The 22,372-nt window shown below is 64.7% G+C and carries 18 protein-coding genes; 9 read left to right on the top strand and 9 right to left on the bottom strand.

Annotated elements, in window-relative coordinates:
* The first annotated feature begins 22 nt into the window (after positions 1-22).
* Positions 23-1,186, top strand: a complete 1,164-nt coding sequence (locus CV102_RS04810; RefSeq protein WP_148856761.1) for an inorganic phosphate transporter — start codon at positions 23-25, stop codon at positions 1,184-1,186.
* 41 nt (positions 1,187-1,227) lie between these two features.
* Positions 1,228-1,653, top strand: coding sequence for a universal stress protein (locus CV102_RS04805; protein WP_148856760.1), 426 nt, complete (start codon positions 1,228-1,230; stop codon positions 1,651-1,653).
* 99 nt (positions 1,654-1,752) lie between these two features.
* On the opposite strand, the gene CV102_RS04800 is transcribed toward CV102_RS04805, so the two are convergent.
* Entirely contained in the window at positions 1,753-2,520 is a 768-nt protein-coding gene (locus CV102_RS04800) for a hypothetical protein (RefSeq protein ID WP_233710630.1), read from the bottom strand.
* A gap of 539 nt (positions 2,521-3,059) precedes the next feature.
* Here CV102_RS04800 and CV102_RS04795 point away from each other — a divergent pair.
* The 3 genes from CV102_RS04795 (at position 3,060) to CV102_RS04785 (ending at position 5,969) form a co-directional block, all read left to right on the top strand.
* A complete protein-coding gene (locus CV102_RS04795) occupies positions 3,060-4,241 on the top strand; it encodes an inorganic phosphate transporter (RefSeq protein WP_148856759.1) in 1,182 nt (393 codons plus the stop codon).
* Between the two features lie 174 nt (positions 4,242-4,415).
* Positions 4,416-4,805: a ferredoxin Fer gene (gene fer, locus CV102_RS04790; RefSeq protein ID WP_148856758.1), complete on the top strand. Its 390-nt coding sequence runs from the start codon at positions 4,416-4,418 to the stop codon at positions 4,803-4,805.
* Positions 4,806-4,958: 153 nt separating this feature from the next.
* The gene (locus CV102_RS04785; RefSeq protein ID WP_148856757.1) at positions 4,959-5,969 is read left to right on the top strand and encodes an A24 family peptidase C-terminal domain-containing protein; all 1,011 of its coding nucleotides are present in this window, start codon (positions 4,959-4,961) and stop codon (positions 5,967-5,969) included.
* Here CV102_RS04785 and CV102_RS04780 read toward each other — a convergent pair.
* Complete coding sequence (locus tag CV102_RS04780; protein ID WP_148856756.1) at positions 5,964-6,197, bottom strand: hypothetical protein; 234 nt, start codon at positions 6,195-6,197, stop codon at positions 5,964-5,966. The genes CV102_RS04785 and CV102_RS04780 overlap by 6 nt on opposite strands.
* Before the next feature lie 67 nt (positions 6,198-6,264).
* A complete protein-coding gene (locus CV102_RS04775) occupies positions 6,265-6,684 on the bottom strand; it encodes an HIT family protein (protein ID WP_148856755.1) in 420 nt (139 codons plus the stop codon).
* A gap of 438 nt (positions 6,685-7,122) precedes the next feature.
* Between CV102_RS04775 and CV102_RS04770 the strand changes: the two genes are divergently transcribed.
* On the top strand, positions 7,123-9,546 hold the full coding sequence (locus CV102_RS04770) for an MEDS domain-containing protein (RefSeq protein WP_148856754.1): 2,424 nt from the start codon (positions 7,123-7,125) through the stop codon (positions 9,544-9,546).
* Positions 9,547-9,659: 113 nt separating this feature from the next.
* On the opposite strand, the gene CV102_RS04765 is transcribed toward CV102_RS04770, so the two are convergent.
* Entirely contained in the window at positions 9,660-10,094 is a 435-nt protein-coding gene (locus CV102_RS04765) for a Rieske (2Fe-2S) protein (RefSeq protein WP_148856753.1), read from the bottom strand.
* 24 nt (positions 10,095-10,118) lie between these two features.
* A complete protein-coding gene (locus tag CV102_RS04760) occupies positions 10,119-10,808 on the bottom strand; it encodes a uracil-DNA glycosylase (protein ID WP_148856752.1) in 690 nt (229 codons plus the stop codon).
* A 104-nt stretch (positions 10,809-10,912) separates the two neighbouring features.
* Between CV102_RS04760 and CV102_RS04755 the strand changes: the two genes are divergently transcribed.
* Positions 10,913-11,140 (top strand): hypothetical protein, encoded by a 228-nt coding sequence (locus CV102_RS04755; protein WP_148856751.1) that lies wholly within the window; start codon positions 10,913-10,915, stop codon positions 11,138-11,140.
* Here CV102_RS04755 and CV102_RS04750 read toward each other — a convergent pair.
* Positions 11,137-11,400: a hypothetical protein gene (locus CV102_RS04750; RefSeq protein WP_148856750.1), complete on the bottom strand. Its 264-nt coding sequence runs from the start codon at positions 11,398-11,400 to the stop codon at positions 11,137-11,139. The two genes, CV102_RS04755 and CV102_RS04750, sit on opposite strands and share 4 nt — an antisense overlap.
* A gap of 161 nt (positions 11,401-11,561) precedes the next feature.
* On the opposite strand from CV102_RS04750, the gene ileS reads away from it, so the two are divergent.
* On the top strand, positions 11,562-14,762 hold the full coding sequence (gene ileS, locus CV102_RS04745; RefSeq protein WP_148856749.1) for an isoleucine--tRNA ligase: 3,201 nt from the start codon (positions 11,562-11,564) through the stop codon (positions 14,760-14,762).
* A 49-nt stretch (positions 14,763-14,811) separates the two neighbouring features.
* Here the strand turns inward: ileS and CV102_RS04740 are convergent, their stop codons facing one another.
* The 3 genes from CV102_RS04740 to CV102_RS04730 form a co-directional block, all read right to left on the bottom strand.
* Positions 14,812-15,141 carry a DUF7344 domain-containing protein gene (locus CV102_RS04740; protein ID WP_148856748.1) on the bottom strand — a complete coding sequence of 110 codons (330 nt, stop codon included), beginning with the start codon at positions 15,139-15,141 and terminating at the stop codon, positions 14,812-14,814.
* Between the two features lie 312 nt (positions 15,142-15,453).
* Positions 15,454-15,921 (bottom strand): Lrp/AsnC family transcriptional regulator, encoded by a 468-nt coding sequence (locus CV102_RS04735; protein WP_148856747.1) that lies wholly within the window; start codon positions 15,919-15,921, stop codon positions 15,454-15,456.
* Between the two features lie 129 nt (positions 15,922-16,050).
* Entirely contained in the window at positions 16,051-20,061 is a 4,011-nt protein-coding gene (locus CV102_RS04730; RefSeq protein WP_148856746.1) for a glucodextranase DOMON-like domain-containing protein, read from the bottom strand.
* A 212-nt stretch (positions 20,062-20,273) separates the two neighbouring features.
* Here CV102_RS04730 and CV102_RS04725 point away from each other — a divergent pair, with 212 nt between their 5' ends.
* Positions 20,274-22,355, top strand: coding sequence for a CARDB domain-containing protein (locus CV102_RS04725; RefSeq protein ID WP_187432859.1), 2,082 nt, complete (start codon positions 20,274-20,276; stop codon positions 22,353-22,355).
* Positions 22,356-22,372: the final 17 nt, after the last annotated feature.

The raw sequence follows: 22,372 nt of genomic DNA, 5'->3' as shown, positions 1-22,372 counted from the left end.
AGGACATCTGTATCATCCATCGATGGTCGAAACCGTGCTGTTGGTCGGTATCGTCGCCTCGGTTTTCGTCGGCTTCAATATCGGTGGCTCGTCGACGGGGATCGCGTGGGGTCCGGCTGTGGGAGCCGGCCTCCTCAAAAAGACCTCGGCGGCCGCGCTGATGACGTTTTTCGTCTTCCTCGGTGGTGCAACCGTCGGTCGAAACGTGATGGAGACGTTGAGTGGAGACATCATCACGATCGAGATTTCGCTTGCAGCGGGCGTCGCAGTCCTCTTTTTTATCGGCCTGGGGATCCTCATCGCGAACGTCTTCGGCGTCCCCGTTCCGACGTCGATGGTCACCGTCGGTGCGATCGTCGGCCTCGGACTGGCGACCGGGACAACCAACTTCGAGACGATCGGCTGGATCGTCTCGTGGTGGATCGTCACGCCAGTCCTCGGCCTCTGGATCGGCGCCTTCATCGGTCGTTACATCTATCCGGAACTCAACCGTCGGTTCGAGATCAGGGCGTCCGATGGCTCGCTGCTCACTCTCGATCGCACCGGTTCGGTTCCGCGGCCAGCGCTCGGCCCGAACACCACGTTTCAGGAACTGGGCGGGACGATCGTCGTCTTCGTCATCGGCTGTTACATGGCGTTCAGCGCCGGTGCGAGCAACGTCCCGAACGCCGTCGCCCCACTGGTCAGCAGCGGGGCACTCGAGGCAAACCCCGCCATTATCATCGCGACGGTCGCGATCGGATTGGGTGGGTTCACCATCGCCCGTCGGACGATGGAGTCCGTCGGCAGCGAACTCAGCGACATTCCGCTGCTCGCAGCACTGATCGTCATGATCACCGCCGCGACGATCACGACCCTCCTCTCGTGGGCCGGCATTCCGATCAGCCTCGTTATGGCCTCGGTGATGACGATCGTCGGCCTGGGCTGGGGACGGGCCACTCGTCCCATCACGGCTCGAGAGGCCATTCGGGGAGAGACGGACGCGGAGCTGTCGATGGGAGCACTAACCGCAGAGCCAGAGGCCCCGGTCACCAAGATCGGTGAAGACGAGTCCGAAGAAGCGCTGGATGCGGGTGATCTCTTCAACCCTCGAGCCATCGTGAAGTACGTCTCGATGTGGATCATCGGCCCGTCGATGTCGACGCTGCTGGCCTACGGGTTCTTCGTCGTGGTTCCGTTCGTCTAACGTCCCGCCGTGTTTATTCACGTCGGTGTCGTAGCTGGCGTATGACTTCGCGCGTTCTCGTTCCGATGGACGGCTCCGAGATGAGCGAACACGCACTCGAGTACGCGCTCGAGGCGTTTCCGGACGGCGAGATAACCGTCCTGACCGTCGTGGGCGAACCGTCGTCGATGTGGGGAGCAGCGACGGGTCTTGCGCTCGCCGACGATCTCGAGGAAGCCGCACAGGAACAGACACAGCCGATATTCGATCGGGCACGCGAGATCGTCGCGGAGGCCGACGGTGACACGGAACTCGAGACCGTATACGCTCTGGGCCACCCTGTTCGCGCAATAATCAATCGTGCTGGCGACTACGACACGGTCGTCGTCGGCAGTCACGGGGGGTCGCTCGCGGATAACCTCTACGTTGGCAACGTCGCCAAGAAGGTCGTTCATCAGTCGCCGGTGCCCGTCGTCGTCGTTCGGTAAGCGATTGCGTGGTGGAGCGGCCGTGGTGAAACGGTAGACGACCGAAAAGCTGTGGAGACGGTAGTGTTGTGTCTGTGCGACTACCAGTCTCGGCGTCGATCAGCCGTCGTCGTTGCGCTCTGGCTGATCATCGTCGTTGCGCTCTGTCTGATCGTCGTCGTTGCGCTCTGTCTGATCGTCGTCGTTGCGCTCTGGCTGATCGTCGTCGGCAGATCTGTCGATCAACTCCTCGACTTCGTCCTCGCGGGGACGGCGGTCGATTCGCTCGTCGACAGCTTCGACCTCCGCTTGCACCTCGTCGAGCTGTTCGCCAACGGTTCGTTCGATGGCCTCTTCGACGGTTTCGCCGACCTTCTTTTCGACGGTTTCGCCGACTCGTTCCTCGACGGTTTCCCCGACAGTCTCTTCGACAGTTTCTTCGACAGTTTCCCCAACAGTCTCTTCGACAGTTTCCCCGACAGTCTCTTCGACGGTCTCACCCACTCGTTCCTCGACGGTTTCGCCCACACTCTTTTCGACAGTCTCGCCAACCTTCTTCTCGACAGTCTCGCCTACACTCTTTTCGACGGTTTCGCCAACCTTCTTCTCGACAGTCTCGCCCACGCTCTTTTCGACAGTCTCGCCGACTCGTTCCTCGACGGTTTCGCCCATGCTTTCCTCGACCGATTCCTGGACGGCTCTGGTCATCCAGTCGGGATCGAAGCGTGCCATCTTCCAGACGACGTGGACGATGTACGAGGCGAACACACCCACTCCGAACGCGATCCCGACGTTCGTGCCGAGTACCATGATCAACACGATCGAGAGTGCGATCAGTGCCCCGTAGGTGAGGTCGACGGCCGCGTCGACCCGGACTGGGCTCAGCATGACCGATCGCCACCTGACCAGCCGCGGTGGGCGACTCCCAGACGTTCGTCGGCAGGATCGATTCTGACACGCTGGGGAGACGATCCCGTTCGATCCTGACACTCTCTCGAGACGAGTTTCCAGTCGGAGTACATGATACTGTATTCCACGGCGTGACTGGTTGAAGTTCTTTAGGATCGGATCGCCTCGCCGCATGTCGTTCGGAGTACACTGTTCCGGGATGGACCCGATGTATCGACGACTGGATCGAGCCGACGCCACAGTTGGCCGGCTCTCGAGTGACTCGGCCTTGAGAGTGACGCAGACTGTCGGCTCGAGGAGCCCTCCGGACGAGTCGTCCGCCGATCGGCAGCAGGTCTTCACCGAGGCGAAGCAGTTGCACACCGGGAGTCGGCTCCGAGCGGATCGCAGCGGCGAACCGCCGCCAGTGGTCACTCGCGCAATCAGCGACTCCCGACTGTGACGACCGAATCGAGCCTGGCCGGCGGCTGCGGCCGCAAATAGGCGTGTTTTTACGGACGGGTGATGTGGGTAGTAATGTGACAGAAGTACTGCTTATCGTGGGGCTTCTCGTTGCGGTGTTCGTTGGCTACAACATCGGCGGCGCGACAACGGGTCCTGCGTTCGGTCCGGCCGTCGGTGCGAACGTCATCACGAAATTAATGGCAGCGGCTCTCATGTCGGTGTTCTTCTTTCTCGGTGCCATCACGATCGGTCCGCAGGTCGTGGACACGCTTGGCGAGGAACTCGTTACCGACACCTCGATCTTCACGCTTCGCTCGAACGTCGCCGTCCTCTTTTTCATCGGCGGCGCGCTGTTCGTCGGCAACTACGTCGGTGTTCCCGCTTCGACCTCGATGACCGCCGTCGGCGCCATCGCCGCACTCGGACTCGCGACCGGCGAACTCAACCTCGCGGTGTTAGGCGAGATCGTCATCTGGTGGATCGTCGCGCCGATCATCGGCTTCTGGGTTGCCGGAGTCATCGGACGGTACTTCTATCCACGGATCAACGCGTGGATCGCTATCGAAGGCAATCGAGAGGGACGGCAGATGATCACCGTCGATCGATCCGGCGCTCTCCCGCGGTTACAGTTCGGCGAGAACGCCGATCGTCGCGAGATCACGGGCGCGTTCGTCGTCGTCGTGATCGGCTGTCTGATGGGCTTTTCCTCCGGGACGAGCAACATCGCGAACGCGATCGCACCGATCTACGGCACCGGGGACGTCGACATGATACCGCTGATCCTCATCGGTTCGGCGGCGGTCGCGGTCGGCTGTTTCACGATCGCCCGCAGAACGCTGGATACGCTCGGAAACGACATCACGAACCTCCCGCTGACGGCAGCGATCGTCGTCGCCGTCATCAGTTCGACCATCGTCATCGCTCTCTCCTGGATCGGAATTCCCGCCAGTTTCGTCGTCATCGCGACGATGTGCATCATCGGTCTCGGCTGGGGGCGCGCGACTCGTACGACCAAAATCTCCGATGCCGCTCGCGGTAAGGAGACCCGGGTCTCCGTCGGTGCGCTCACCGCCGAGGAGGAGGGCGAACGACCGCCAGAGATCGGCGAAGAGGAGCCCGAGGACATCCCGCAGGCGTCGGACCTGTTCAATCCCTCGACGACGGCCCGCGTGATCCTCATGCAGAACGTCGTACCGGTCATCTCGACCGTCGGTGCGTTCCTCACGTTCCGGTTCGTGCCGATCTTCGGACTGTGATCGCGCTTCGGCGCTCGTCCGCGCACTGATTCCCGTCTGTTTGCTCCTCGAGCCTTTTTGCCCAGCCTGATTTAGCCGTAAATCCCCCGTTTGAGAGATAGAGGCCTGCAGTAGCCGGCAGCGGTTCGGATCGAACAGCAAGCTATACCAATGCGGGCCTCGAACCGGCGAGTGATGCCCACGGTAGAATACCTCAACTACGAAGTACTGGACGACCAGGGCTGGGAAATGGATGACGACGACCTCTTCGATCAGGCTGCCGACGCCGGCCTCGACGAGGAGGACTACGGTACGCTCGACGTTGCCGAGGGCGAGTACATCCTCGAGGCCGCCGAGGCCCAGGGCTACGACTGGCCCTTCTCGTGTCGCGCAGGCGCCTGTGCGAACTGTGCAGCGATCGTCTACGAGGGCGAGATCGACATGGACATGCAGCAGATCCTCTCGGACGAGGAAGTCGAGGACAAGAACGTCCGTCTGACCTGCATCGGCTCCGCCGAGACCGACGAGGTTCAGATCGTGTACAACGCAAAGCACCTCGACTACCTGCAGAACCGCGTCATTTAAACTCGCCCCTCCGTTTTCCGCTTTGCTGTGCGCGACACAGCGGTAGTGCTACCGTTTCTCGGCTACAGGCGTTCTCCGGTCGTCGTCTCCGGTTTCCCATCCAGTAGTCGGAAGGCCGAAACAATGACACTGCCGCACTCGAGAGAGTGAGACGTGTCACTGGCCGGCCTCTCGGCGACGGGTCCGGATCTCCTTCGACTCGTCGCGCTTCCGGTGTTCGCCTGGACGGCCGTCCGCGACGTCCGGACTCGGCGCGTCTCGAGTACGGTCTGGATCCCGCTCGCGCTCCTCGGCGCCGTCCTGCTCGCGTGGGACGGCTGGGCCGCCTGGAACGCCGGCGCGCACGCCTGGAGCTACGAGTTTCTCGTCCCGGCGGCGATCAGCCTGGGGTTCGTGGTTCCGCTCGCCTACTGCTTCTGGTGGTTCGGCGGCTTCGGCGGCGCGGACGCGAAAGCCCTGCTCGTCCTCGCGTTGCTGTTCCCGACGGTGCCCCAGTACGCGGTCGGCCCGGTGACGGTCCCCGTCGTGTCGATGCCGCTCGGTGCGTTTTCGTTCACGATCCTGACGAACGCCGTCCTCGTCGGGGTCACGATACCGCTCGCGCTCGCGCTCCGTAACGCCGCTGCCGGTCGGCTCACACCCGTGATGTTCGTCGGCTGGCCCGTCCCGTGGGAGCGGGCCACGACCGCGCACGGCAAACTGCTCTCGGCACCCGACGGCCGGTCACGTGGGGGACTCGACCTCGACGCACTGCGGATGTACCTTCGCTGGCGCGGTCTGTCCCTCGCTGCCGTTCGCGATCATCCCGACCGGTTCCGTGATCCGGCGACGTTGCCGGACGAGCCGAATCCGCCGACAGACGGCGCGGTCACCGCGGACGTCGCCGGCGACGGTGAGGCGCCGCTCGAGCAGGCGACACCCGAACCCCCCCGCGATACGGACGGTGGCGCGTCCGACGACCCCTGGGGCGCCGAAGCCTTCCTCGCCGATATCGAGGGAACGGCCTACGGAACGACGGCGGACGAGTTACGGGACGGACTCGAGGCGCTCACGACCGAGGAACGGATCTGGATCTCGCCGGGGATGCCGTTTCTCGTGCCGGTGTTCGTCGGCCTGGTGATCGCGCTGGTGTACGGCGATCTGCTCGTCGGGACGCTCCTATAGGGTTCGCTCGTACAGCGGAACGAGGACCGTCCAGAACACCACGAAGGCGGCGCCGACACCGACGATCAGGAGCCACGGCCCTCCGGAACCGGTCGGCGCTCCGCTCGCGAGCAACGAGACGGTGCCGACGAACAGCAGACAACAGACGAGGAGGCTCCCGAGTTCGATCGTCGCGGCGATCGGCCGGGCCCGCAACCGGGCGGCGAGGTCGGCGAGAGACGAAGACATATCTGGCGACTCGCGCGCGGCCGATAAAAGTCCGTGCGTCTTCGGGTCCGTGTGTCTTCGGCGCGGTTCAGGCCCGAGACTCGATCTCTGCGGCGATGTCGTCGAGTTCGTCGTCTTCGAGATCGGGTCGGTCGCCTGCGACGGCGTGGATGGGACCGCCGCCGTCGCCCTCGAAGCGGGGGACGATGTGACAGTGGACGTGTGGCACCTCCTGGCCGGCGGCCTCGCCGTTGTTGAACGCAACGGTGGTGGCGTCGGCGTCGACGCTCTCTTCGACGGCCGGAACCAGTCGGTGGATCGTCGCGTAGAGGTCCGTCGCGACGTCGTCGGGGACGTCGTCGAGCCGTTCGTACTCGTCTTTCGGGATCACGAGCGTGTGGCCCGGCGCCAGCGGGTTGGCGTCGAGAAAGGCGTACGTCGTCTCGTCCTCGTACACGACTCGAGCGGGGATATCGCCCGCCACGATCTGGCTGAAGATCGTACTCATACGCGAGTGTGTGTCGCCTCACCGTAAGAAGGTTACCCGGCGAACGAGTCCAGAAGCGTTCACGGCACACCTCGGTCGAGCCTATAGTAACAACTGAAATGGTTTCCACACCGATCGCACGATGGCTGTGCGATCGGGTGTGCACTGATTTTCAGTGGCTACTATACCGGACTCGAACGCCGGTCAGTGTCGAAGTTCCATACCAGGTGCGTATCGCAGCGTGACTGTTCTTTTCGGTCGAGTCTACCGGTATATAACCCGCGTACTTATCCCTTTAAACCTGCTTTTTCTGATACTGAACTGCAGACGTTCCCTACGGTCAGTGGTGATAGACGTCCCCTACAATTTCGAACGGAGACCCGCTGCAGCGGTGCGGACGGCCACTGTCCGACTCTCGAGAGGCGCTGCCGGACGACCGACAACCGCTCGATACACACTATGAGCCAGCAAATACAACGCACCGACGACCTTCTCGGACTCGAGGCCGGACTCGAGGCGCTCCAGGAGACGCCCGAGTTCACTGGACCCGTCGAACCGGTAGCCCAACACGACTCGTACGATCATCTCGCCCTCATCTACGAGTCGCAGGCGGAACAGTTTGCGACGGTGATTCCGTACATCAAACACGGCCTCGAGCGCGGTGAGCGATGTGTCTACATCGCGGACGAGAACGACACCGAGGAGATCTGCTCGGCGCTCCGGGACGCGGGTGTCGACGTCGAGGGAGCGCTCGAGTCGGGCGCGCTCACGATGCACACCGCACAGGACTCGTATCTCCGGGACGGGTCGTTCGATCCCGACGACATGATCGCCTTCCTCGAGGAGGCCATCGAGGAGGCCACCGAGGAGTACGAGGGCCTTCGAATCGCGGGCGAGATGACGTGGGTGTTCGGCGACGATCCGCCGATCGAGGAACTCGTCGAGTACGAGGGGAAACTCAACAGGCTCCTTCCCGATACGAACGGCATCGCGATCTGTCAGTACAACCGCGAACGGTTCTCTGCGGATATCCTTCGGGACATCATCAAGACCCACCCGCACCTGATCTACGACAACACGGTCTGTCAGAACTTCTACTACACGCCGCCGGAGGAGTTCTTCGGTCCGGACAAACCCGAGCGGGAGATCGATCGGATGATGGGAACGCTGCTCGACCGGACGGAGGCGCGAGTCGAACTGCAACGGCGCCACCAGCACCTCCAGCACCAGAACGAGATCACGGCCGATCCGGACACCTCCTTCGAGCAGAAGCTCCAGGAGATGTTCGAACTGGGCTGTGAGCGGTTCGATCTCGAACTCGGTGCGATGGCTCGCGTCGATCCCGAACGGGACTGGTTCGAAATCGAGTACGTCAGCGACGACCACGAACACTTCGAACCCGGCGTCGAACTGCCGCTGTCGGAAACGTACTGCATGGGCGCTGCCGGGATCGAGACGGGCGAGTGCGTCTCGGATCCGGAGCGAGACGGCTACGACGGCACCGTCGTCTACGAGGAGTTCGGACTCCAAGCGTATCTCGGCACCTACATCGAAATCGACGGCAGCGACGACCGGACGTTCTTCTTCGTCTCCTCGGAGGCTCGAGACGGGGGGTTCACCGACGAGGAACAGACGTTCAACCGGCTGATGGGACAGTGGGTAAAGTACAAACTCGAGCAGAACCAGCGCGAGTCCCACAAGCGCACGCTGTACGAGATCGCGTCGGACCCGGACAGCACGTTCGAGGAAAAGCTCCGAGAGATGCTCGAACTGGGTCGCGAGCGGTTCGATCTCGAACTCGGCGGCCTGGCCCGGATCGACCTGGCGAGCGACACGTTCGAGGTCGAAGCGGTGAGCGACGAGAACGAGCACTTCGAGGCCGGCGATCGGATGCAGCTTTCGGACACCTACTGTCGGCTGACCCTCGGCAGCGAGCGGACGGCCACCGTTACCGATCCCGAGCGATCCGGTATGGACGACTGTCTCGCCTACGAGGAGTTCGGCATCGAAACCTACCTCGGAACGCGGATCGAGCTCGACAACGGAGCCGACCGGACGTTCTTTTTCGTCTCGTCGGAGCGCCGCGAACAGCCGTTTTCCGACGCCGAACGGACGTTCCACCACCTGATGTCGCAGTGGATCGAGTACGAACTCGAGCAGAAACAGCGCGAGCGAGCCCTCGAGGAGTCGAACGAGCGCTTAGAGCAGTTCGCCTACGCCGCCAGCCACGACCTCCAGGAGCCCCTGCGGATGGTCACGAGCTACCTGCAACTGCTCGAGAGCCGGTACGGCGACGCACTCGACGAGGATGGCGAGGAGTTTCTGGAGTTCGCCGTCGACGGCGCCGACCGGATGCGAAAGATGATCGACGGCCTGCTCGAGTACTCCCGGGTCGAGACGAGGGGCAATCCGTTCGAACCGATGGACCTCGATGCGGTCCTCGACGACGTCCTCGAGGATCTTCAGCTCTGTATCCAGGAGGCCGACGCGGAAGTGACCGTCGGCGAACTCCCTCGCGTGGAGGGTGACACGAGCCAGGTTCGTCAGGTGTTCCAGAACCTGCTGGACAATGCGATCACCTACTCTGGAGAGGAACCGGCACACGTCAACGTGGATGCGAAGCGTCGGGGCCAGGAGTGGGTGATCTCGATTCGAGACGACGGGATCGGCATCGACCCGGAGGACCAGGAACGGGTGTTTACCGTCTTCGACCGACTCCACAGCCGCGAGGAGTACGAGGGGACGGGGATCGGCCTCGCGCTCAGTCAGCGGATTATCGAACGCCACGGCGGCGAGATCTGGGTCGACTCCGAACCCGGCGAGGGGGCGACGTTCTCGTTTACGCTTCCCGCGCTCGAGGAATCGGTGGACCGATCCCAGTGATCGACCCCTGCGCCGCGCTCGCGGAGCGCGGCTGACTCGGTTTCCGGCCGACGACTCCGTCGACTGTCGAGGACTCCGTCTACTGCCGGGGACTCCGTCAGCGGCGGCGGTCGCTAGAACTGGATGTGGGAGGTCGAACCCGGTGTATCGTCGTCTTCGTCGTCACCGCTCGATCCCGCCGAGAGGAAGGTGACGTCGTCGTCGGTTAGATACACCGAGCCGTCCTCGACATCGATGTCGACGGAGACCAGCGTCGTGTCCGCCGCCTCGCCGTTGTCACAGTAGCCCGAGCAGGTTTCGAACATCGAGCCGTGTTTCGGACAGACGAGCTGTCCGTCTCGGATCACGGCCCCAACGCCCTCGCGGTGGAGGCGCTGGTCCTCGTGGGTACACCGGTTGATCCACGCCTCGACGGGCTCTCCTTCGTCTTCGGTGCAGGGAACGAGGATCACCTCCTCGTTCGCGCCGTGTCGGTCGCGAACCGTAAACAGCCACGATCCCTCTTCGTGAACCGCCTCGACGCTCGTCAGTCGGTGGCGAACCGCCATACCTTCGTCTCGAGCGCGATCGGCTTAGGTTCCGCGGCCGTCCGGCGAACACAGGTCGTCGAGCGTTGCGCGAATCTCCGCGACGTACTCCTCGGGCTCGAACCCGAGCCGGCCGATCCAGACGTCCTGATACGACGGGTGAAGGATCGGCACGAGCCAGGTGTCGAGGCGCTCACAGCGGACGGGCTCGAGGACGGTGTCGAGAAACCCCTCGAGGTCTCGCTGCTCGGCGGCCAGCACGGATGCGGTCGCGTGCTTGCCCGTCGCGAGGACGACGTTCGGCTCGAGCGTCTCGACTTCGGTCACCAGATGGCTGCGGCAGTTCGCTCGCTCCTCGTCGGTGGGTTCGCGGTTGCTCGTCGGATCCTCCTCGCTCGCGGGAAAACACTTCACCGCGTTCGTGTAGTAGGCGTCGTCGCCGTAGCCGACCCGCTCGACTATGCGGCGGATCCGCCGGCCCGAGTGGCGCGAGGTGTACGCCTGGCCGGTCCAGTTACCGCCCCGCCAGGGATCGGCGTCCGGGTTGCCGTAGCCGGGAGCTTCGCCGACGACGAGGACGTCGGCGTCGAGCGGTCCGGTTCCCCACGAGATGCAGTTGCGGTTCTCGGCCAGGGCGGGACAGCGCCGGCAGCCGGCTTCGAGGACGTTCCTCGAGTCCGGAAACGGCGGCTCTGTGGCGGTGTCAGTATCGGTGTCGTCGTTCGACGCGGGCACAGCTTCGTTCGGGGCTCGAGGCGTATAGACCGGTCGGATCGGTAATTCGACAGGTCCGCACTCGGGGGATAAGTTTACCTTTCCCGGGTGGTTTACGGACGACAATGGCTTCCGAACTCCTCGCAGAATCGCTCTCGTTACTGCTCTATACCATCGTCGCCGCCGTCCTCACGGCGGGTGGGCTCGCTGCCGAGTACGCGAGCGTCCAGCATCTCGGCTCGGGCGAAGCGGCCGTCGCGCTGTGGCTCGCCGTCCTCGGCGGCGTCATGCTCTACGCGGGCGTCTACGGCATCGGCTACCAGAAGGTGTTCGCGTCCGTTCGCTCGAGCTAGCTCGAGTCGGCCAGCGCCACCGCTTCGTAGACGATTTTGACCAGCAGGGAGAGTACGCCACCGTAGTAGAGTACGTACCCGGTGAGCGTCGCGAGCGTACCTATCCCTTCGGAGAGTGCGTGCAGGATTCCCGGTGAGGCGACGACCGTCGTCGGTACGTCTCCCGTCTCGATCATCCACCAGCCGAGCAGAGTTACGAAAACGAGTTTCAGAACCGCTCGATCGAACAGCACGTGTACGGCGTCGCGCGCCTCGAGCATTATATTCCAACAGGTTATATCTCTGATCAATAAGGCTACCGATGGGTTAGCGTCGTCTCGACGGCCCGAGCGACGAGCGTCGCGAATCCGCTCTCGGCCTCGTTGCCGGCGGAACCTGCAATATCGATTCCTCTTTACCGTCCCAGGCAATTACGTCAGGTATGAGCAGGTTCGGCGAGGTCGACGACCAGTACGACCCCCACGCGCTCGAGCAGCGGGTGTTCGAGTACTGGGACGAGGTCGACGCCTACGAACAGACGGTCGAGCATCGGTCCGACGGTGAGTCTTTCTTTTTCGTCGACGGCCCACCGTACACGTCCGGGTCGGCACACATGGGGACGACCTGGAACAAGTCCCTGAAAGACGTCTACATCCGGTTCCTGCGGATGCAGGGGTACGACGTGACCGACCGGCCGGGCTACGACATGCACGGGCTCCCGATCGAGACGAAAGTCGAGGAGCGACTCGGCTTCGAGAACAAGAAGGATATCGAGGAGTTCGGCGAGGAGAACTTCATCCAGGAGTGCAAGGACTACGCCGACGAGCAACTCGAGGGCCTCCAGGACGACTTCAAGTCGTTCGGCGTCTGGATGGACTGGGATAACCCCTATCGTACCGTGAGCCCCGAGTACATGGAAGCGGCCTGGTGGGGCTTCTCGAAGGCTGCCGAGCGCGGCCTCGTCGAGAAGGGCCACCGCTCGATCTCGCAGTGTCCGCGCTGTGAGACCGCGATCGCGAACAACGAGGTCGAGTACGAGGACGTCGAGGATCCCTCCATTTACGTCAAGTTCGACCTCGAAGAGCGCGAGGGCTCGGTCGTTATCTGGACGACCACGCCGTGGACCATCCCGGCGAACACGTTCGTCGCCGTCGATCCGGACCTCACTTACCAGGGAGTTCGTGCGGAGCGCGACGGCGAGGAAGAAGTGCTGTACGTCGCCGAGGAGTGCGTCGAAGGCGTTCTGAAAGAGGGCCGATACGACGACTACGAGATCGTCGAAGAGCTCACCGGCGAGGAGATGATCGGTTGGGAGTACGAGCACCCGCTGGCCGAAGAGGTTCCCGACCACGTCGACGTCGACGACGCCCTCCAGATCTACGACGCTGAGTACGTCGAGGCCGACCGCACCGGACTCGTCCACTCCGCGCCCGGTCACGGTGAGGAGGACTTCCGGCGCGGCCGCGAACTCGGCCTGCCGATCTTCTGTCCCGTCGCCGGCGACGGCGTCTACACCGACGAGGCCGGCAAGTACGAGGATCAGTTCGTCAAGGAAGCCGACGAGGAGATCACCGCCGACCTCGAGGATAACGGCGCCATGCTCTCCTCGGGGACGGTCCACCACAACTACGGCCACTGCTGGCGCTGTGATACGGGCATCATCCAGATCGTCACCGACCAGTGGTTCATCACGATCACGGACGTCAAAGAGGAACTCCTCGACAACATCGAGGATAGCGAGTGGCACCCGCAGTGGGCCCGCGACAACCGGTTCCGCGACTTCGTCCAGGAGGCGCCCGACTGGAACGTCTCCCGGCAGCGCTACTGGGGGATCCCACTGCCCGTCTGGACGCCCGAGGATCGCGACGACGACGAGGACATGATCGTCGTCAGCGAACGCGAGGAACTCGCCGAACGGGTCGACCAGGACATCGACCCCGAGGCTGTCGACCTCCACAAGGACACGGTGGACGACCTCACGATCACCGAGGGGGATACCACCTACACCCGCGTTCCGGACGTGTTCGACGTCTGGCTCGACTCCTCCGTGGCGTCGTGGGGGACGCTCGACTTCCCCTCGGACGACAGTCAGTTCGACGAACTCTGGCCCGCCGACCTCATCCTCGAGGCCCACGACCAGACTCGCGGCTGGTTCTGGTCCCAGCTCGGGATGGGCACCGCCGCACTCGGCGAGATCCCCTACGAACAGGTGTTGATGCACGGCCACGCGCTGGACGAGGACGGCCGCAAGATGTCCAAATCCGTCGGCAACGTCGTCGAACCCGACACGGCCATCGAACGCCACGGGTCGGACGCGATGCGCATGTTCCTCCTGTCGGCGAACCCGCAGGGTGACGACATGCGCTTCTCCTGGGACGAGATGGGAACGATGGAGAACCACCTCCGGACGCTGTGGAACGTCTTCCGGTTCCCGCTGCCGTACATGCGATTAGACGACTTCGATCCGCAGCAGACGACGCTCGAGGAGGTGGACGACGACCTCGAACTCGTCGACGAGTGGATCCTCGCCCGCCTCCAGTCGACGAAGTCCGAAATGACCGAACAGTTCGAGGCGTTCCGCCAGGACCGCGCGCTCGAGGCGCTCGTCGACTTCGTCGTCGAGGACGTCTCCCGGTTCTACGTCCAGGCGGTCCGGGAGCGGATGTGGGACGAGGAGGACAGCGCATCCAAGCAGGCGGCCTACGCGACGATCTACCGCGTCCTTCGAGAGAGCGTCGCCCTGCTCGCTCCCTACGCGCCGTTCGTCAGCGAGGAGATCTACGGCACCCTCACCGGCGACGCCGAGCACGACACGGTTCACATGTGCGATTGGCCCGCCGTCGAGGAGTACTGGGTCGACGACCAGCTCGAGGACGACGTCGCCTTCCTGCGCGCCATCGAGGAGGCCGGCGCGAACGCCCGCCAGCAGGCCGGCCGCAAGCTCCGCTGGCCGGTCCAGCGGGTCGTCGTCGCGGCAGACGACGAGCGCGTCGTCGAAGCGGTCGAGCGCCACACCGATTTGCTCGAGGATCGGCTCAACGCCCGCAGTATCGAACTCGTCGCACCTGACGAACGCTGGGGCGAACTCGAGTACAGCGCCCAGGCGGACATGAGCGAACTCGGCCCGGCCTTCGGGGATCGTGCCGGTCAGGTCATGAACGCGCTCAACGAGGCTCGGATCGAGGAGCCGAACCTCGAGAGCCTCGAGGCGGCCGTCGCGGACGTCCTCGAGGACGACGAAGCCGTCACCGAGGAGATGGTCTCGTTCGTCACCGAAACGCCCGAGGGCATCGCAGGAACCGCGTTCGGCCTGAACGGTGACGACCGAGGCGTCGTCTACGTCGACGCCTCGCTAACCGACGACATCGAGAGCGAGGGCTACGCCCGCGAGGTCATCCGGCGCGTCCAGGAGATGCGCAAGGAACTCGACCTCGACGTCGAGGAGCGGATCACGCTCGAACTCGAAATCGCCGACGACCGCGTGGCCGACCTCGTCGAGGAACACGAGGGCCTGATCCGCGAGGAGGTCCGTGCCGACGAATTCCGCGCCGTCGAGGACGGTCACCGCAAGGAGTGGGACGTCGAGGACGTCTCGATGACGATCGCGATCGAGCCGGTGGCGGCCGCGGAAGCGTCGGACTAGTCCCGTCGCGGCTCGGTGGCCCATCGACTCGAGACGCGTGCTGTTGGGACTACTCAACCGGTAGAAACGAGTCGATCTCGTCGACTCGATCCGTGGGCTCGACGCGGTCTCGATCGGCACTGTAGCGGACGAGATCCGATTCGGCCAGAAGCGGGAGCTGTTTGTGATAGAGTTCGATTCGCACGCGTCCGAGCTCGCCCGCTGGAGGAGCCGTCTCTCGTGTCTCGTCTTCGCGAACGATAATCTCGTTCGCTAGCTCGGTTATCGTGAGCGCGCGCTCGGATTCCAGCAGGCAGGCGAGGGCGATCCGACGCTGCCGGTCCGCGAGCGCCCTGAACACCTCGTCGAACTGCTCTCTGGGCGTCTCTTCTCGGTCCATCTGATCAGGACGGCAGTCGGAACCCGTTTTTTCTACACTGACACCCGTCCGTTTCGACGAGCCGAACGGTGTCCTCGTTCCCCGTTCGCGCCGTGTAGATCATCGAACAGGTACCACGTTGTACAGCTTCTTTCGTACGCTTGTGTCTCCGTATCATAGGCGTGTGATAACGCAGTTGTGGAATCCGCAGTCGTACTGCGTACTACGCACCATTTGAGATTATACATTGCTGTCCCCCGCAACTCTCTGGAGTGCAGTTTCAACAGCATCCGACCAGAACCGATCCGGTTTTCGCAACAGTCGATCGACTACTCAGTCAGTAACTTCGCTCTCTCCGAAATGATTGAACGGCTGAACGTGCATCTCTTTCACGAGATTCACGGATTCGATCTCGAGTCCCAGATCGGTAATGCTGCTGGTGATCTGGTCGACGGTGCTGGAGTTCGTTCCGATGGCTTCGACGTGAATATTCGCGTCGCCAGTAAGCATTTCGCGGACGGTAACGACGCCCTCGAGTTCCATCACGGTGTCGACGAGTTCCGCTCGCTCGCTGACGGGTGCGTGGCAGATAATCACCATGTGAAGCTGGTACTCCGCCTGTTCGTAGTCGATCTCCGGATGGTAGCCGCAGATTACGCCCTCGTCCTCGAGCGCCTCGATCCGGTTGCGAACGGTACTGGCCGAGACGCCGACCTGTTCCGCCATCTCGGCGGCGGTCTTGTTTCGGGCATCCTCCTGCAGGAGGTGAAGAATGCCGCGGTCCACGTCGTCGAGTTTCATGAAGACGTGACCAACGTACAGTTACCGAGCCCGAAAGGATTGGCCGCTCATACGCAAGAGACGCCGGTAGTCCGGAGAGACGGCCGGCGGTTTGGAAAGACGGCCGGCGGTTCGGAGGCGCGTCCTGCCTCAGTCGTCGTCAGCGCCGTCGCGACCTCCGTGGCCGCGGACGTCGCGAGCGATCTCGCGGTACGCCTCCTGGTCGACGGTCGCGCCGCCGGTGCCGGGGACGGGGTCGCCGCTGTCTCTGTACTCGCGCGCTTCCTCGAGGTGGTCCGGCGAGGGCGGGTCGTCGCGGCCGACGATGGCCTCGCGGACGGTCGCGACGACCGGGCGGAACGGGATTTCGGCTCGCTCCTCGGCGGAGTACGCGAGCGCTTCCTCGCGAGAGACGCCCGTCGGCGTCGCCATATCGATCACGGCGGGTGCGTTCTCGTTCTCGGCGCCGCCGAACTGCCACTCGGCCGGTTCGCCTTCCACGACGCCGCGGACGCCGCCCTCTCCCCAGCCGTCGAAGCCGAGCACGAGCGGTGCGAACTTCATCTCTGTGAGGTCGCCCTCGATCGCCGATTTCGAGAACCGCATGGCGATCGCGCGATCGCCGAGCGTCTCGACGTGAAGATCGCCGAGGTCCGTTCCGTCCGCGGCTTCCAGGGTCGCCCAGTCCATCGTCCCGGCCAGCCAGTAGTGGTAGCCGTCCTCGAAGGTCGCGTTGACGCCAGGTCTGGCCTCGGTCGATCCCGTACCGCCGTCGGGATCGCGGACGTACACCTGCAGGTGCTGGAGCGAGAAGCCGCCGTCGCCGTCCCACGGGTTCGTCAGCTCCTCGGCCATCCGATAGACGAACGTGTAGGAGTCGTCGCTCTCGTAGAGGTCGACGGCCTCGGCGTCGAACGCCCCGTCGGGAATCTCGTCGACCAGTGGGTACTCGTACGTTCCCGGTCCGTGGTCGGTTCCGCTTCCGATCTCGACGCGGACGGCGCGCTCACCGGGCGCGACGATCCCCCGTTCGCCTTCCGCGACGTCGACGAACGGGACGGTCGCGCGTTCGTCTTCGTCGTAGACCAGGGCCTCCGCGTTGTCCTCCTCGCCGGACGTGACCGCGTCGATGACGTTGTGACGGGTGCCGTCGGCTTCCTCGTCGAACTCGGTATCCTCGAACGTCCACTCGCCGCCGTCGCTCGTGACGGGCCGGACGCCACCCGACCCCTCGCCGTCGAAGCCGAGCAGCAGCGGCGCGAACTCGAGGTCCTCGAACGCCGCCTCGAACGCCGTGGCGGGGACGTCGAAGACGATCTCGTTCTCGCCCGGGTCGGCGGAGACGTCGATCGCCGTTCCCTCGCCGCCGTCGGCGGGGTCGATCCAGCCGCCCCACTCGCCGGTGCCCATGATCTCGTGGTGGTAGGGCTGCTCGAAGGTGACACCGACGCCGTCGCGGTTCGGTTCGGTCCTCCCCTGCTCGTCGGGTGCGCCGGGGTCGTGGATGTAGATCTGCGGGAACTGCACGGAGAAGCCGCCTGAAAGGTTCCAGACGTTCTCGAGTTCGCCGACCTCGAGGGCGAACTCGTAGCTGTCGCCGGTGTCGCGGACCTCGAAACTGTGGAGGTCGAACGCGCCGTCGGCGAAGTCGTCGGCGGTCGGGTACTCGTACCAGCCCGGGCCGTGGTCGTCCCCGGTTTCGTCGAACCAGCGGGCGATCGGTTCGGCGACGGGGTCGAACTCCTCGGTCTCGAGGACGGCGACGGTGTCGACCTCGACGGTTACGGTTTCGTCGTCCTGATCGACGTCGATCTCTTCGCCCGTGAACAGGTCGTGGCTATCGACGCTCTCGCGGAGGTCGACCGCGACCGGTTCGTCCTCGTAGTTGATGACGACCAGCACCCTCTCGGGACCGTCGACGCCCTCCAGGTCGCTCGCATCACGACCGAAGACCAGCACGTGCTCGCCGCCGGCGTCGTACCAGTCCTTGCGGAGGGCGGCCTCGTTCTGGAGTACCTCGTGTTCGTGGTAGAACGCGATCAGGTCCTCGTAGAACTCGAGGTGCGCGTCGTCGAACTCGTCGCCCCAGTTCATGAACGCCCGGCGCATGTCGTCCGGTTGGACGTCGCCGTCGTCGCGGGGGTCGTCCTCGCCGCGGTGGCGCTGTGTCCCGTACTTACTGATCTCGCGCTCCTGGCCGTAGTAGATCGCCGGCACGCCGGGCAGCGTAACGGTCGCCGCCCAGCAGGCGCGCTGGAGCTTCGAGGCGTACGCCTCGTCGTCGTAGGCGTCCAGTGCGGCGTCCAAGACTCGTTCCTCGTCGTGGTTCTCGATGCAGTTGTAGAACAGCGCCTTGTCCGGAAAGCCGTCGTTGGCCCGTCCCTCGACAGCGTCGAGGAAGCCGCTCGCGTCGCCGTACCCCTGGCCGATGGCGAGGGCCGTGTCGGTGAACGCTTCCTTGTCGTAGTGCATGTCGAACTCGTTCTCGGCGAACGCGGAGTCGTTCGGGATCGACTCGTCGAACAGCAACACCTCGCTGTTGTGTTCGTGAACGACCTCGCGAACCTCCTTCCAGAAGCTGTGGGGGACGCCCCACGCGATGTCACAGCGGAGGCCGTCGACGCCGACCTCGCCCGTCCAGAACTCCGCGAACGCGAGCATGTACTCCCGGACGGCAAGGTTCTCGTAGTTCCAGTTGGGCATCACCATCAGATCCCAGAAGCCGGTCGGGCGCGGCGAGGGCTCGAGAACCGTTCCATCGTCGAAGTAGCCATGGTTTTCGGCGATCCGGTCTTCCTCGACGCGGTCGAACCAGTCGAAGTGGGGCGACTCCTCGTCCCACTCCGCGACCCGGGGGAAGTCCCACCAGGTGTCCTCGAGATCGCCCTCTTTCTCGGCGATCGTGTCCTGGAACAGGCCGTTGAACCGGCCGGCGTGGTTGATGACGGTGTCGAAGACGACCTTGATGTCCCGTTCGTGACAGGCCGCGACGAACTCCCGGTAGGCCTCGAGCGGCTCTTTGCCGTCGGGTGCGAGATCCGGCGCGACGTTGAAGTAGTCGATCGTATCGTAGCCGTGGGGGCCGCCGCCGACGATGAAGCCCTCGTTCTGCATCTTCGAACTCACCGAGGGAACGACCGGCGTCAGCCAGATCGCGTCGATACCCAGGTCGGCGAGGTAGTCCAGCCCCGCCGCGCCGAGGTCCTCGTCGCCGCGGATGAGAGCGTCGAAGTCCGTCGCGAACCGTTCGCCGGCCCACGACCGGGTGAAGATCTGGTAGATGACGGCGTCGTTGGCCCACTCGGGCGGCCGGTTCGGCAGGTCGACCGAGCCGTCGGGACGGAGTTCGACCGTATCGAGGACGCTGTAGGCGTCGCCGTCCCACGCGGCCGCGTGGACGCGGGCAGACTCGCCCTCGAGTGCCGTCGCGTCGATCGTCGCCGCCGTCCCGTCGACGTCGATCTCGTCGGTCGACAGCGCGTCGCGGTCGTCGGCGAGGAAGACGACCTCGAGGTCGCCCTCGGTTGCGCTCGAGTCGGGCGCTGGCTCGGGATTCGACTCGAGGACGAACTGCTCGTCGTCGGCGTCGTAGTCGCCCTCGAGTTCGACCTGCGGTTTCGGGCCGTCGCCCTCGGGGAAGGCGTGGATCGTGAGTTCGTGGACCTCGCCGGCGTCGTCCTCGAGTTCGAGGACGTAGGTTCCGGAAACGTCGGCCTCGAACTCGGCGACGTTGTCTCGGCCCTCGTCGTAGCGGTCCTCCTCGTTCTCCTCGCTCGGGGAGGCGAACGTCAACTCGGCGTCGCTGTCGGCGGGTCGCTCGGCGATCGACCACTCGAAGTCGGCCGCGTCGTAGTTGTCGGACTCGAGCGACGGACTCGCGCCGGGTGCAAGGTTGTCGCGGTCACCGTAAACGCCCTGGGTGTGCCCGTCGACCTCGCCGATGAAAACGGGGTTGGTCAGCTTCTCGCCGACCGAGACGACCCGTGGGTGGCCCGGGTGGCGCGAGCGCTCGACGGTCGGCGTGTATCCGTCGCGAGCGAGCGCCGCCGCGCTGCCGAGTGCGGGCTGCGTTCCAGCGGCCGAGAGTAGCCCCAGGCCGGCGAGGCCACCGAGGCCGCCGAGAACCGTTCGCCGCGGAAATCCGTTCCCGCCCGAACTCATCTCCGTCCTCCCGTCCGCGCGTTCGTTCGTGCCCGCTGCCCTGTGGGAGCGGTTGCCGTGCGTGTCGTCTTCTTTCGTGATACGACCTGTCGCATACAAAGAATGATTACATATTACAACACATATAGTTTGTCCTGATCGTTGTACATAGATGACACTCACGACGGCTACTGATCGCGAACTTCTTGACGGTCAGCTTCCAGTATCTGTTCGTGAACTACCGGGTCGTCCTCATCGTCCTCCTCCTGATCGGCTCGTTGCCTGCAGGGGTCGCGGGCCTCGAGACGGGGGGTGCGACCGAGCGGCCGGTCACCGAGCACGCCTCCGGCGTTCCCGACGGCACGCCGGCTGTCGCCGATGCTAACGTCGCCGATTCGCCCTCGCCGGCGGCCGACGTCCTCCATCGAACGATCGTTCTTCGCCACCTCCCGGAACGGGACGACGCGTTCGAAACCGAGATGACGTTTCGCGTTCCCGACTCGGTGACCGAGTTCGAGATCGACCTCGAGCCGGAGGCGTCCGTCGTCGAAACGGATGGCTTCGAGTCGACCGACGACGGAACGTACCGCTGGACCGGCGACGACGAACCGACGATCCGGTTTACGATGCCGACCGATCGGACGGGCTACGAGGGCCACCACGAGGGGTCGGTCGTCACGGCCGACGCGGAGCGGTCGATCGACTCGACTGCGAGCGGCTACACGTTCGTCGACACGGGCGAGTGGGGCGTCGTCCAGGTGCCGACGATCGGGATCTCCCTCCAGCGGACCGATCCCGTCGGTCACGAGGAGACGGTCACCGTCGACGGTCCCGGCGCGACCGGCGGCGACGTCGCCTTCTTCGGCGAAGTCGAGGAGTACGAACGGACGGTCGACGGCGAGACGATTCGATTGGTCGTCCCCGCGGCCGCCGACCTCCGGGAGGATCCGGCGGATATCCTCGAGCGTCTCGCCGCCGCGAGCGCGAGCCTCGACGTCGGTGCCAGCCACGACGAGGTCTTCATTGTCGCGGTACCCGACGACGTCGACTGGGCCGCCCGCGGCCTCCAGTACGGACAGGCCGACGCCTGGGTCGTCGCCGACGCGGCTCTCGAGGGCGCCCCGAGCGTCTGGCTCCACGAGTTCGTCCACACGCGACAGCCGTACGCCAATCCGGACGTCGGAACCGCGAGCGAGACCGGCTGGCTCGTCGAGGCCCAGGCCGAGTACTACGCGGCCACGCTCGCCCTCGAGCAGGGACTGATCGAGTTCCCTGAGTTCCGAACCTTCCTCGAGCGCGGCGAGCGATCGCCGTACACCGACGGGGTACTCGCCGATCCCGGAACCTGGAGCGACGAGCGGACCGACTACGTGAAGGGGCCGCTCGTCTACGGCGAACTCGACCGACAGCTTCGGCTGGAAACCGACGGCGACCGCACGCTCGAGGACGTCTTCAGGGCGCTGAACGCGCGGGACGACCGCGTCACCGAGCGGGCGTTCCTCGAGGCCGTCGAGGACGCGGGCGGGTCGGACGTACGGTCGGCCGCCGAACGATACACGCGAACCGCCCAGACGCCCTCGACCTGGGACCGATCGGACCACGCGGCCGCGTTCGATCCGGAGGGTCCCGCCGTCACGTCCGGGGTGGGCGACGACGGCCTCGAGGTCGCCGGCGAGTCCTGGGACGGGCAGGTCGGAACCGACGGCTCGACCGTCACGGTTCCCGTCGACGAACCCCTCACGGTTCCGGTCGCGCTCGAAAACGCCGACGACCGGGACGGCACCGCCGACGCCACGCTGACGGTCGACGGCAGGATCGTCGACTCCGATCCGATCTCCCTCGCGAGCGGCGAGAGAACGACGACGTCGCTCACCTGGACGCCGCCCGAACCGGGCGAGTACGACGTTCGCGTCGGCGAGGATCGGTTCACGGTGCTCGTCCGGTCGTCCTCGAGCGTGGCGGTGACCGATCTCTCGGTCGAACCCGACCGGGTCGATCCGGGTGATTCGGTGACGGCGACCGCGACGGTGACGGCCGCCGACTCCCGGCCCGGTGCGGCCGTCCTCGAGTTCCGGACCAGCGACGGGACCGTCGAGCGCCCGGTGTCAGTCGCCCCCGGCGAGCGAACGACCGTCGAGGCGACGCTGACCTTCGCGGACGACGGCCGCTACGAGGTCGCCGTCGACGACCAGTCGGCGACGGTCACGGTCGGCGGCGGTGTGCTGACGCGACTCGAAGAGATTCCTGGGTTCGGCGCTGGGGCAGCACTCGCGGCGCTCGCGCTCGTGGCTCTTCTGCTGGCGCGACGCGAATGAGGAGGTCGTCCCGTGTC

Source organism: Natronococcus pandeyae (assembly GCF_008122205.1).
GTDB classification, from domain to species: domain Archaea; phylum Halobacteriota; class Halobacteria; order Halobacteriales; family Natrialbaceae; genus Natronococcus; species Natronococcus pandeyae.
The sequence above is the reverse complement of the archived record's forward strand: the minus strand, read 5'-3'. Positions and strand labels throughout refer to the sequence as shown.

Coding starts and splice junctions, on each gene's coding strand:
- CV102_RS04810 (WP_148856761.1), top strand. CDS start 23: ATGGTCGAAACCGTGCTGTTGGTCGGTATCGTCGCCTCGGTTTTCGTC.
- CV102_RS04805 (WP_148856760.1), top strand. CDS start 1,228: ATGACTTCGCGCGTTCTCGTTCCGATGGACGGCTCCGAGATGAGCGAA.
- CV102_RS04800 (WP_233710630.1), bottom strand. CDS start 2,520: ATGCTGAGCCCAGTCCGGGTCGACGCGGCCGTCGACCTCACCTACGGG.
- fer (WP_148856758.1), top strand. CDS start 4,416: ATGCCCACGGTAGAATACCTCAACTACGAAGTACTGGACGACCAGGGC.
- CV102_RS04780 (WP_148856756.1), bottom strand. CDS start 6,197: ATGTCTTCGTCTCTCGCCGACCTCGCCGCCCGGTTGCGGGCCCGGCCG.
- CV102_RS04775 (WP_148856755.1), bottom strand. CDS start 6,684: ATGAGTACGATCTTCAGCCAGATCGTGGCGGGCGATATCCCCGCTCGA.
- CV102_RS04770 (WP_148856754.1), top strand. CDS start 7,123: ATGAGCCAGCAAATACAACGCACCGACGACCTTCTCGGACTCGAGGCC.
- CV102_RS04765 (WP_148856753.1), bottom strand. CDS start 10,094: ATGGCGGTTCGCCACCGACTGACGAGCGTCGAGGCGGTTCACGAAGAG.
- CV102_RS04755 (WP_148856751.1), top strand. CDS start 10,913: ATGGCTTCCGAACTCCTCGCAGAATCGCTCTCGTTACTGCTCTATACC.
- CV102_RS04750 (WP_148856750.1), bottom strand. CDS start 11,400: ATGCTCGAGGCGCGCGACGCCGTACACGTGCTGTTCGATCGAGCGGTT.
- ileS (WP_148856749.1), top strand. CDS start 11,562: ATGAGCAGGTTCGGCGAGGTCGACGACCAGTACGACCCCCACGCGCTC.
- CV102_RS04740 (WP_148856748.1), bottom strand. CDS start 15,141: ATGGACCGAGAAGAGACGCCCAGAGAGCAGTTCGACGAGGTGTTCAGG.
- CV102_RS04735 (WP_148856747.1), bottom strand. CDS start 15,921: ATGAAACTCGACGACGTGGACCGCGGCATTCTTCACCTCCTGCAGGAG.
- CV102_RS04730 (WP_148856746.1), bottom strand. CDS start 20,061: ATGAGTTCGGGCGGGAACGGATTTCCGCGGCGAACGGTTCTCGGCGGC.